The organism is Acinetobacter sp. YH12236 (assembly GCF_013417645.1).
In the GTDB taxonomy this organism is placed as follows: Bacteria; Pseudomonadota; Gammaproteobacteria; order Pseudomonadales; family Moraxellaceae; genus Acinetobacter.
This window is the reverse complement of sequence record NZ_VPDM01000003.1, coordinates 177,430-188,372: the sequence shown is the minus strand read 5'-3', so window position 1 is coordinate 188,372 and position 10,943 is coordinate 177,430. Positions and strand designations below refer to the sequence as shown.

Sequence of the window (10,943 nt, the reverse complement as noted above, 5' to 3'; positions counted from 1 at the left end):
AGAATGAGCTTTCATATTACCTCTATTGCTATCCTTAACCTATTGAAGTTTGATTCTTTGGCTTCCGCAGGTAATTTGCCTAAACATCTAGAAAGTTTAATGGAAAAATCTAAAAGGTATGTTTTACCGAAAAAAAGAAGTAGAAACTACCCACGAGTTGTGAAAGGGAAACCACAGAAATACCCAAAAAAATGCCAGTCAATCTCTTAACTGACTGGCATTACTTATTGATAAGGGCTTTTTTAATGGGCTTAATTTTCGATAAAGATCTTTTCAGGAAAAGTATAAACATCACAGTTTGGACCAGTACCGATCCGATCGATTACCACGAAATCACTTGGAGCTTCAAAGGTCAGCAAAGGATGATGCCAGGTACCGGCACGGTAATTTACACTTTGTGTACCATTACTGATAAAAGCCTGAATTTGACTGAGATCAGGCTTTTCATGATCCAGATTAGGCGCAACCACAATTAGAAATTTCTGGCCCTGCATCGGGATGAACGCTTGTGAACCGACAGGGTGACGTTCCAGCATTTCGATTGCAAAGGGAATGGCTGTAGTCTGAATATTTCTAAAAATACTTAGACCAACTTTAGCATCTGTTTCAGCAACCGCCAGAGCATGATAACGCTCGGTCTGCTGATCATTAATATGGAAAAAATCATTGCCTTCGCAGGCAATGACCTCTCCATAAGGCAAGAAACTTTCAGCAGTTAAGGGCTGTATTTTTATGGTTTGCATGCTCATAGATATAATTACTCAGGCAACTTTTCCCCACAGTCGAATCCGGCTAATGCCACCATCCGGAATCATGTTCACCCGAATATGAGAAATTTTTCCCTGTTTTAAGATTTCCTCAACAAAGCTATGAATATGATCCATCTGCATCTCTTGTGCTTCAAGCAGGAATGGCCAGAACATACTTTGCGGAATTAACTGCTGGTCAGTCGCATCTTCAATATAAATCGCTTGGATAGAGACTTGAGCAGGAAAGTTACCTTTAAAATGCGCGGTATCAATCTCAATTTTTTCAATCTGACCACTCTGACCCAGAGCCAAGATACACCAGTCAAAGCCGGGTGCACGACGGCGCTTGGTTTCCCAGCCATCACCCATATTGATGCCACGCCCCGGATTAATCAGATTACGTGGATGACCAAAGTGCGCATCACTATAGGCAATGACACGACCGCCATTTTCCAGAGCGACCAGATCAATCACCTGATTGCTGTCCTGAACCTGAATTTTTACTTCACCATAGACTTTAAAGCGAGCTACACCCCCGTCAGGGAAAATATTTAGGCGTACATGTGTAAAGACTTCGTCTGAATCAATATTAAAAATATGATGCTGGCTCGGACCTAATATACTGTTTGGTAAAATTGAGTGCCAGGTTGCGGTGCTTAAGTCACCATTTGGTGCATAGCAGGCTTCAACTGCAGCAGAAGCTGGATAGTTTCCGGTAAAGAACGTGGTATCAATATCTAGTGCTTTGATAGTTCCAGCCACACCTAGTTTGACAATGGCCCAGTCATAGCCGGCATGACGCTTGCGGCGGGTTTCCCAGCCGTCCATCCATTTACCATGATCATCAAATTTATCTTCAACAAAAATTGGTGCATCAAATTGCAACATTCGTTTTGCTTCAGCAAAAAAATCATCTGAACATTCAAGAATTTCTGCACCAATCCGGCTATCAGCCAGGTTGGTAAGCTGCTGGATATGCGCAGGGATCTCGAAAATGGGTGCAAATAATATTGCCATAACTATGTTCCATTCAAATTATGTTTAACGTGAATCTAATTTTTTATAAAAGTCTGTAATTCTGCTGAAAGACCTTATAAAAACAGGTTTTTAATGAATAGATGAATGCACGGCTTGTGCCAACTTTTGAGAAAAATCAGTGCATTATTTTCGAAATGGCACGCTTTTAGCTACACAGGGGGGAAGAAACACAATTTTGAGAGGAGCAAATAGATGGAGATTACAATTATTGGTGCAGGGATGGGGGGATTGACCACAGGAATTGCACTAAAAAAGTTTGGACATAAAGTCACCATCTATGAACAGGCAGAAAAGATTTTACCGGTGGGCGCGGCGATTTCACTTTGGTCAAATGGGGTAAAATGTTTGAATTATCTGGGCTTAACTGAACAGGTCGCCAAGCTCGGTGGTCAGATGGATCAGCTGGCTTATATTGATGGCTTGACCGGCGACACCATGACCCAGTTCAGTTTATTGCCATTAATTGAAGAAGTGGGACAACGTCCATATCCGGTGGCACGTGCTGATTTACAGAACATGCTGATGGACGAGTTTGGCCGTGAAGATATTCAGCTTGGCAAGAAAATGGTTGAGCTACAAGAACAGGAAGACGGTGTTCTGGTTAAATTTGCGGATGGTACAGAAATCAAAACAGACCTATTGATTGGTGCAGATGGTACCCATTCCATTACCCGTGCCTATGTACTGGGTGAACAGGTTTCTCGTCGCTATGCCGGTTATGTCAACTGGAATGGTCTGGTAGAAATTTCAGAAAAGCTTACTCCAGCAGATCAATGGACCACATTTGTCGGGCAAGGTAAGCGCGTTTCGCTGATGCCTGTGGCAGACGGAAAATTCTATTTCTTCTTTGATGTACCGTTGCCAGTTGGTTTAGAGAATAATCGGGCAGAATATAAAACCTTATTGAAACAGTATTTTGAAGGCTGGTGTGCGCCGGTTCAGCATCTGATTGATGCGCTGGATGAACAGAAAACTAATCGGGTTGAAATTCATGATATTGAACCGTTTGCCCAGTTCTATAAAGGTCGTGTTGTAATTGTTGGTGATGCCGCACATAGCACCACACCGGATATTGGTCAGGGTGGTTGTCAGGCCATGGAAGATGCGATTTATCTGGCAAGATCTTTACAGATTAATACGCTGGGTCTGGAAGATGCCTTGAAACGCTATCAAAATAAACGTAATGAACGTGCCAATGAGCTGGTATTACGTGCGCGTAAACGTTGTGATGTCACACATATGAAAGATGAAGCCGTGACCAAAGAATGGTATGAGGAACTGCGTAAAGAGCAGGGACCGCATATCATGAAAGGCATTATCAGTAATATTATTGGCAATCCTTTAGATTAATTCTGCGTTTAATCTCTTGGCAAAAAGCCCTTCAATGATGAAGGGCTTTTTTATATTTAAATAACAGCAATTCGATAATGATTTTTTAGGCCGCAAGTAAAGCTTTCGCTGCCTGCCGATGTGCAGCTTGAACTACTTCAAGATCCAGATTCAGGATTTCCCGGTCTTTAACGACCCATTGTCCATTCACCATGACATGTTCGGCACGGTCTGCACCGCACAGTAACAGGCCGGCAATCGGATCATGAATCCCTGAAAAACGCACATCATCCAGACTATAAAAAGCTAAATCTGCCTGAAAATCTGCTGCGATTTGTCCTAGGTGCTTTTCACGTCCCAGTACCTGTGCCGAGCCTTGTGTGGCCCAGGTTAAAGCACGTTCAGGCGTAATCACTTCTGCACCATATTTTAAACGTTGTAAATACATCGCCTGCCGAGCTTCCAGAATCAGGTTAGACGCATCACCCGAAGCAGAGCCATCCACACCTAGACCAATGACTGCTCCTGCTTCCAGTAGATCCATGGTTGGACAAATCCCTGAAGCCAGACGCATATTGGAATGCGGACAATGACAGATACCGACTTGAGCCCGCCCTAAGCGTTGGATCTCATCGGCATCAAAATGAATGCCATGCGCCAGCCAGGTTCTGGAATTAAGCCAGCCTACACTTTCCAGATAATCGACGGTGCGCATGCCAAATTTAAACAGACAAAATTCTTCTTCATCCAGTGTTTCGGCCAGATGGGTATGCAGACGTACATCCAGTTTTTCTGCCAGTGCAGCACTTTCTCGCATAATTTCTTGGGTGACTGAAAATGGTGAACATGGTGCAAGCGCAATATTGACCATCGCATCAGCACTACGCTGGTGATATTTCTGCACCAACCGTTCTGAGTCCAGCAGAATGGTGTCCATATCCTGTACGGTATGCTGTGGTGGCAAGCCACCAGAATCTTCACCCAGACTCATGGAACCTCGGGTCAGCATGACCCGAATCCCTAATTGTTCTGATGCTTCAACCTGAACATCAATGGCATCGGACAGCTGCTGTGGAAACAGATAATGGTGATCTGCAGAAAAGGTACAACCGGAAAGCAGTAATTCAGACAATGCAATTTGAGTGGCTAGATAATGCTGTTCAGTATTCAATTTGGCCCAGACCGGATATAAGGTTTTTAGCCATGGAAATAGCGGAGCATTGACCACGGGAGCCCAAGCACGGGTCAAGGTCTGATAAAAATGATGATGGCTATTAATCAGTCCCGGTGTAATCACCAAATTCTGGGCATCAAAGAACTGGTCATAAGGCGATGCTGGGGTTTGTCCCAAAGCCACCAGTTCAATAATTTTGCCATCGCGGATGACCAAGCCACCACGGGCATCCAGATCATTTGCGGTAAATACAGCAAGAGGATTTTTAATCCATAAGGTTGTCATATCTTTTTTCCAATAAGTTTTATTTGTGCTGCACATGAATCAGGCAGCACATGAGGCATTGAGCTGTTGTAATTTGATTTTCAAATGTTCCATCTGGTCGATCAGATAGTTCATCATGATTTGTGAGATACGGGAAATTTGCCGTTTCGGTGCCACACAAAGGGCAAGGGTCAGTGGATGCATACCTTTTTCAATGATCGGTTTAAACACCAGTTCATCACGTTCTAAATAAGGCAAAGCATCGATATAGGACAGTACCCCAATCCCTAAGTTGCGCTCTGCCAGAGAGGTAATCATGCGAATGTCATTACACTCCAGCTTTTGCTGTGGCATAAATTGGTGATGTTTATACAGGCTATAGACATAGTCATGAATGATTAAAGGGGCACAGGGAATGAGATGCTTAAAGTATAAAGTGTCGGAAAAATAGATTTTTTCTGCCTGAGCTAAAGGATGAGATTTGGCCATCACAAATCCAACCGGGATTTCCACAAAAGACATGACTTCGAGCTGATTATGACTTTTAGGATTAAGCAGAATGCCAAAATCAACTTCAGCATCCATAATCATTTTAGAGACGGTATCACTTTCCTGAATCTGGATATTGAAATTGATCCAGGGATAGTTTTCATACATATATTGTAGAGAATCTAAAACGAAACCGTCACTGAGTGCCGCAATGAGTCCGAGTTCAATGCTGCCGCGTGATAAACCCTGAATTTCATCAAAACGTACACAGGTCTGATGGAATTCTTTTTGCCATTTGAGTAAATCTGCATACAGCAATTCACCCGCTAATGTCAGCTTCAGGCCACTCGGCAACCGTTCAAAAAGCACGATGCCAAATTCTTCTTCTGCTAGAGCAATCTGACGATGAATCGCGGAGACAGAAATATAAAGCTGATCAGCTGCTTTTCTGAGGCTGCCTGTTTTGGCTACGGCAATAAAATATTCTGAAAATCTTGAAAAAGTAATATTCATAAAATCACGTCAATCCACCTGCACATCGTTTTAATCACATAATTTTCAGCTAGAAACTAAGTGATTCTGGTTCTATGTAAGTGGATAAGCGATTTCTGTGCCAATTTTCAAAGAAATGGAACAGTAAAAGTTTTGTGTTCTATTTTTTGGAACACGGGCTACGAAACATTCTAATAGACAGTAGAACAGGCATTTGGCTAATTTTATAAAAGAACAACAAGGCAGCTTAATGAAATAAAAATTTAAGCCGTTGTCATGCAATAAATATTTGTGAGTGAACTATGAATGCGATCCCGGTGCTTAATTTATTCAGTCAACCGCACTGTAGCGGCTTTGACCCATCAGACTGGAATATCCTGGCTCAGCATTGGTATCCAGTTGCCCGTATTCAGGATGTGAGTACTACGCCACAGCAGGTACAACTTCTGGATGTGAAGATGGCCCTATATCAAACTGAGAGTGGCAGCATTCATCTGGTTCGTGATATCTGTCCGCATCGTGGTGTGCCATTAACCAAAGGCTGGGTAAAGGGTGAAGAAATCATTTGTCCTTATCACGGTCTGCATTACAACACTCAAGGAAAATGCACCAAAATACCGGCTCAACCAGAACTGACTAACATTTCGGATCGTTTTACCTTAACCAAGTTTCCAGTAGTCTTGAAATACGGTCTGGTCTGGACAAGCCTGTTTAGCCGGGATGAATCAGAAGCTAATTTCCCTGATCTGGATACCTGGGAGAGCGAAGAGCACCAATCGATCTTACCGCCATTTGTTGATATCGGTGGTTCAAGTGGCCGGCAGCTGGAAGGCTTTATTGATGTGGCGCATTTTGCCTGGGTGCATCATGAATCGTTTGCTTCTCGTGATAACCCGATCGTGCAAAAGTATTCAACTGTACGCACCCCTTATGGCTTGCATACGGAATATGTCAGCGATGTCAGCAATTATCCGCATGGCCTGCAGCATCTGGCCCCAGAAGGATTCTTGTGGAAACGTGTGTTTGATGTCTATCCACCATTTTCAGCGATTTTAACAGTGCATTTTCCGGAAAATGGCATCCTGAAAATTCTGAATGCCTGCTGTCCGGTATCTCATAATCAAACCCGTTTATTTGTGCCATTGACCCGTAATTTTGATACGACTGGTGATCTGCAAGCGGTTTATGACTTTAATGCGCAGATTTTTGCTGAAGATCAGGACATGGTCGAAAGCCAGAAACCAGAAGAATTACCTTTGGATATCACTATGGAAGCACATTTTGAAGCTGACCGTTCTTCGACAACTTATCGCCGCATTCTGGGGGAATGGGGCCTAAGCAAACGCTATATTGTTTAAATTAAATTTCCTCCTTTATGCACCCTGGTCTGTTGGGGTGCTTTTTTATTCCATATATGTCGAAAATCCTCTTTTTAGAGGAGCTATGACCATTGAACTACTAATTTTAGAGTAATTTATGCCACAGCCTAGCCATGAGCAAATGCTATCTTTTTTAAGATTATCCAATAAGGTTGCCAAGCGGGCAATGTCTTTAGGCCATCATCCTTTTGGTTCGGTGCTGGTTGCACCTGATCATGAAACGGTTTTACTGACCCAATGTAATATTGATACGGTCAACCATGCAGAAAGTACTTTAGCCCGGATCGCAGCCAGCAATTTTACGCCGGATTATCTGGCTGAATGCACCTTATATACGGCAGTTGAACCTTGCTGCATGTGTTCTGGAACGATTTATTGGGCCAATATCGGGCGGGTGGTCTATGCCATGACCGAAGAAAAATTATTGCAATGTACTGGAAACCACAATGAGAATCCGACTATGAGTGTTTCTGCTGAGTATGTTTTTGCTCATGGTCAGAAGAATATTGAGCTGATTGGACCAATCATGGAACTTGAACAGGAAACGGTTCAATTGCAAAAAGACTTCTGGTCATCTCGGTGAAGATTTGAAATTATTCTTTTTATAATTCTACTTCATTTTATTTATATTATTTATAAGACCATAAAAACAGATTTTCCGGATTGTAGGCTCAATTTAAAACCCTGCAATCCAGTCTCTATTTTCTAAAAATACTTTCCTTAATTTTCTATTTTTAAAAATCCATTTTATTCATTCAGTGCATTGCCAATTATAAGCCATTTATTGGCGCACACGATTTAGAGCTGACGCACTTATCTAGCGCAGATCAAAAGAAAATCACAAGAATTTTTAAATTTTCAATTTTATTAATTTCTCAACCTTGAGCTGAGCTTGGTTTTCTAGCAACTTTACTCATTGTCTTAGATTGAAATCTATATTTCTCGGCTTATATTCTTAACTGTTCAACTTTTTTATACTCAATACTTGGTAGTAAATAATTGTAATTTATAAAAATAAATAAAAGAACAGATCATTCTAAAAATTATAAGTGTCTTGCAATCCACCTGTTCTATTTTTTGAACTGAATTGGAATAGAAGTTGCTAATTAATAGAAATATAGCAATCAGTAAAATTTTTGATATCGATTCAGATCTTTTAAAGCCGCTATTTATAAAACTCAAATGGCATTCACGGAGGCAATTTATGCTGAATATGTCCAAACATAAAAAGATAATGAAAAAATTTTCACTGCCTGTAATTGCGGCTGCAATTATTGGCTTGGGGATCAGTAGTCAGAGCTTTGCAGTCGATAAAGCTGCATTTGTCTATATTGGACCAACCAGTGACCATGGCTGGACGTATTCTCATGATCAGGGGCGTATTAAAGCTGAAAAAGCTTTGGGCGGAAAATTTAAAACGACTTATATCGAAAATGTACCTGAAACGGCCGATGCTGAACGTGTGATTCGTAATCTGGCACAGCAGGGCAATAAAGTGATTTTTGCGACCTCTTTTGGTTATATGAACCAGATGGAAAAAGTCGCGAAACAGTTCCCCAATACCGTATTCATGCACGCGACCGGTTATAAGCAGGGGAAAAACCTAGGCATCTATGATGTGCGTACCTATGAAGGTGCTTACATGCTGGGTGTAGTGGCAGGGCAAACCACTAAAACTAATACTTTGGGCGTTGTAGCTTCATTCCCGATCCCGGAAGTGGTTCGTAATATTAATGCCTATACCTTGGGTGCACAAAGCGTCAATCCTAAAGTCAAAACCAAAGTGATCTGGGTGAACTCATGGTTTAACCCGGGTAAAGAACGTGATGCGGCTTTGGCGCTGATTTCTCAAAAAGCTGATGTGCTGATGCAAAACACAGATTCTCCAGCAGTTGTGCAAGCGGCTCAACAAAAAGGCGTTTATGCCTTTGGTTGGGATTCAGACATGAGCAAATTTGGTCCTAAAGCACATCTGGCTGCTTCAGTATTGCACTGGGAAAAAATTTATACCCCAGCGATGCAGCAAGTGGCTAATAAAACCTGGAAACCTGCCGCTCTCTGGTATGGCGTAAAACAGGATGCAGTGAAAATTGAAAACTTCGGGCCTGCTGTTCCTGCCAAGGTGAAACAGTCCGCTTTAAATGCACAAAGTGCGATTCATAAAGGCACATTACATCCATTCCAGGGTCCAATCTATAAACAGGATGGAACTTTGGTGATTGCCAAAGGCGGAAAAATGACAGATGAAGCGCTTGGAAAAATGAACTTCTATGTGAAAGGGGTTGAAGGTTCATTACCTAAATAATTCTTTCACTATGTGTATGACTTAAAAATAAAAGAAAGTAAATCCTGAAAAACCATCCCCCAGTCCATGAATCACTTTATGGACTGGGCCAAAATGAGTGGAGACTGAGTTATGAGCGATCTGCCTCACATGTCAAATGACATCGAAATGTCATCGCTCAATGAGCAGCAAATTCCACGACTGGAGCTGATCAATATCAGCAAAAGCTATAACTCATTGAAAGCAAATGACAGTATTAATTTAAAAGTCCAACCTGGGCAAATTCATGCCATTTTGGGTGAAAACGGTGCTGGTAAAAGTACCTTGATGAAAATCATCTACGGCGCCACGAAATCAGATAGCGGTCATATCGTCTGGAATGGCAAAGAAGTACAGATAGAAAGTCCGTCGATGGCCAGAAAACTGGGCATCGGTATGGTGTACCAGCATTTCTCGCTGTTTGAAACTATGACTGTGGCTGAAAATATTTTATTAGGTCTGGATGAGAAAATAGACCTGAAAAGCTTAGGGGCTAAAATCACCGAAGTATCAGAACAATATGGCTTACCGGTAGATCCACGGCGTGAAGTTTTTTCTTTATCGGTTGGTGAGCGACAACGGGTCGAAATTATCCGCTGTCTACTCCAAAATCCTTCCTTACTCATTTTAGATGAACCGACCTCCGTATTAACCCCACAAGCGGTACGTCAGTTATTTAAAACTTTGCGACTGGTGGCTTCGCAAGGTGTTTCAATTCTTTATATCAGCCATAAATTACATGAAATCAAAGAACTCTGTGATGAAGCAACGATTCTGCGTAATGGCAAAGTCACCGGCTATGTATTGCCTTCTGAAAATAGTACCAGTGAACTGGCCAAATTAATGATTGGCCGGGAATTGCCGACGTATGCGCATGTTGAATATACAGGCGAACATCGCACGCTGTTTCAGGTAAAAAACCTGAATTACGAAACTGATGATCCGTTTGGTGTGTCCTTATCCAATATTCAACTCAACCTAAATTCCGGTGAAATTCTGGGCATTGCTGGTATTTCGGGTAATGGTCAATCTGAATTACTGGCTCTGCTTTCCGGTGAGCAAACGGCGAAAAAAGGTCAAGTCTTTCTATTAGATCATGACATTTCTGAACTCAGTGCAGGTCAGCGACGTGATCTAGGCTTGGGCTTTGTTCCGGAAGAGCGTTTAGGTCGTGGTGCTGTGCCGAATATGACATTGGCACAAAACACTTTATTGACTGCTTTTCGTCAGGGTTTAAACAAATGGGGCTTTATCCAGTTTGAGAAAACTGTCGCTTTTGCCCAGCAATGTATCGAAAAATTCGGAGTAAAAGCCGCAGGGCCACAAGCGGAAGCCTGCAGCCTTTCGGGCGGCAATCTGCAAAAATTTATTGTAGGGCGTGAAATCCTGCAACAGCCGAAAGTGCTGATCATCTCCCAGCCAACCTGGGGCGTTGATGTCGGCGCATCGATGTTTATCCGTCAAACCCTGATTGATCTTTCCCGCCAAGGCGTTGCGATTTTAGTGATTTCAGAAGAGCTGGAAGAACTGTTTGAAATTAGCGACCAGATTTGTGTTCTGGCTGGTGGAAAGCTGTCAGCACCTGTCCCGGCTAAAAATACCAATGCAGAACAGATTGGCCTGCTCATGTCAGGTATTCAGGCAGATCCAGCAATATTGGCTGAATCCGAGCCTGTCCATGAAGCGCATGCGTAGAGAAGAGGTGT

The 10,943-nt window shown here is 42.4% G+C and carries 9 protein-coding genes and 1 pseudogene; 6 read left to right on the top strand and 4 right to left on the bottom strand.

The annotated features are described in order from the left end of the window. Positions 1–210: pseudogene (locus FTV14_RS15910) on the top strand (DDE transposase); the annotation flags it as partial. Positions 211–251: 41 nt separating this feature from the next. On the opposite strand, the gene FTV14_RS03025 reads toward FTV14_RS15910, so the two are convergent. Further along, entirely contained in the window at positions 252–749 is a 498-nt protein-coding gene (locus FTV14_RS03025) for an ureidoglycolate lyase (protein WP_175967571.1), read from the bottom strand. Between the two features lie 12 nt (positions 750–761). Beyond that, entirely contained in the window at positions 762–1,766 is a 1,005-nt protein-coding gene (gene alc, locus FTV14_RS03020) for an allantoicase (protein ID WP_180053310.1), read from the bottom strand. 213 nt (positions 1,767–1,979) lie between these two features. Here alc and hpxO point away from each other — a divergent pair, with 213 nt between their 5' ends. Continuing rightward, positions 1,980–3,137 (top strand): FAD-dependent urate hydroxylase HpxO, encoded by a 1,158-nt coding sequence (gene hpxO / locus FTV14_RS03015; RefSeq protein WP_180053309.1) that lies wholly within the window; start codon positions 1,980–1,982, stop codon positions 3,135–3,137. Between the two features lie 85 nt (positions 3,138–3,222). Here the strand turns inward: hpxO and FTV14_RS03010 are convergent, their stop codons facing one another. Both FTV14_RS03010 and FTV14_RS03005 read right to left on the bottom strand, forming a co-directional pair. After that, positions 3,223–4,575, bottom strand: coding sequence for an 8-oxoguanine deaminase (locus tag FTV14_RS03010; RefSeq protein WP_180053308.1), 1,353 nt, complete (start codon positions 4,573–4,575; stop codon positions 3,223–3,225). 39 nt (positions 4,576–4,614) lie between these two features. Then, positions 4,615–5,556, bottom strand: coding sequence for a LysR family transcriptional regulator (locus FTV14_RS03005; protein ID WP_180053307.1), 942 nt, complete (start codon positions 5,554–5,556; stop codon positions 4,615–4,617). A gap of 281 nt (positions 5,557–5,837) precedes the next feature. On the opposite strand from FTV14_RS03005, the gene FTV14_RS03000 reads away from it, so the two are divergent. The 4 genes from FTV14_RS03000 (at position 5,838) to FTV14_RS02985 (ending at position 10,932) form a co-directional block, all read left to right on the top strand. Then, positions 5,838–6,893, top strand: coding sequence for an aromatic ring-hydroxylating dioxygenase subunit alpha (locus tag FTV14_RS03000; protein WP_180053306.1), 1,056 nt, complete (start codon positions 5,838–5,840; stop codon positions 6,891–6,893). Positions 6,894–7,011: 118 nt separating this feature from the next. Further along, on the top strand, positions 7,012–7,497 hold the full coding sequence (locus FTV14_RS02995; protein ID WP_180053305.1) for a nucleoside deaminase: 486 nt from the start codon (positions 7,012–7,014) through the stop codon (positions 7,495–7,497). Positions 7,498–8,118: 621 nt separating this feature from the next. Then, positions 8,119–9,219, top strand: coding sequence for a BMP family ABC transporter substrate-binding protein (locus tag FTV14_RS02990; RefSeq protein ID WP_180053304.1), 1,101 nt, complete (start codon positions 8,119–8,121; stop codon positions 9,217–9,219). Positions 9,220–9,330: 111 nt separating this feature from the next. Next, entirely contained in the window at positions 9,331–10,932 is a 1,602-nt protein-coding gene (locus FTV14_RS02985) for an ABC transporter ATP-binding protein (RefSeq protein ID WP_180053303.1), read from the top strand. The last annotated feature ends 11 nt before the right edge of the window (positions 10,933–10,943 follow it).

Coding starts and splice junctions, on each gene's coding strand:
- FTV14_RS03025 (WP_175967571.1), bottom strand. CDS start 749: ATGAGCATGCAAACCATAAAAATACAGCCCTTAACTGCTGAAAGTTTC.
- FTV14_RS03000 (WP_180053306.1), top strand. CDS start 5,838: ATGAATGCGATCCCGGTGCTTAATTTATTCAGTCAACCGCACTGTAGC.
- alc (WP_180053310.1), bottom strand. CDS start 1,766: ATGGCAATATTATTTGCACCCATTTTCGAGATCCCTGCGCATATCCAG.
- FTV14_RS02990 (WP_180053304.1), top strand. CDS start 8,119: ATGCTGAATATGTCCAAACATAAAAAGATAATGAAAAAATTTTCACTG.
- FTV14_RS02995 (WP_180053305.1), top strand. CDS start 7,012: ATGCCACAGCCTAGCCATGAGCAAATGCTATCTTTTTTAAGATTATCC.
- FTV14_RS02985 (WP_180053303.1), top strand. CDS start 9,331: ATGAGCGATCTGCCTCACATGTCAAATGACATCGAAATGTCATCGCTC.
- hpxO (WP_180053309.1), top strand. CDS start 1,980: ATGGAGATTACAATTATTGGTGCAGGGATGGGGGGATTGACCACAGGA.
- FTV14_RS03010 (WP_180053308.1), bottom strand. CDS start 4,575: ATGACAACCTTATGGATTAAAAATCCTCTTGCTGTATTTACCGCAAAT.
- FTV14_RS03005 (WP_180053307.1), bottom strand. CDS start 5,556: ATGAATATTACTTTTTCAAGATTTTCAGAATATTTTATTGCCGTAGCC.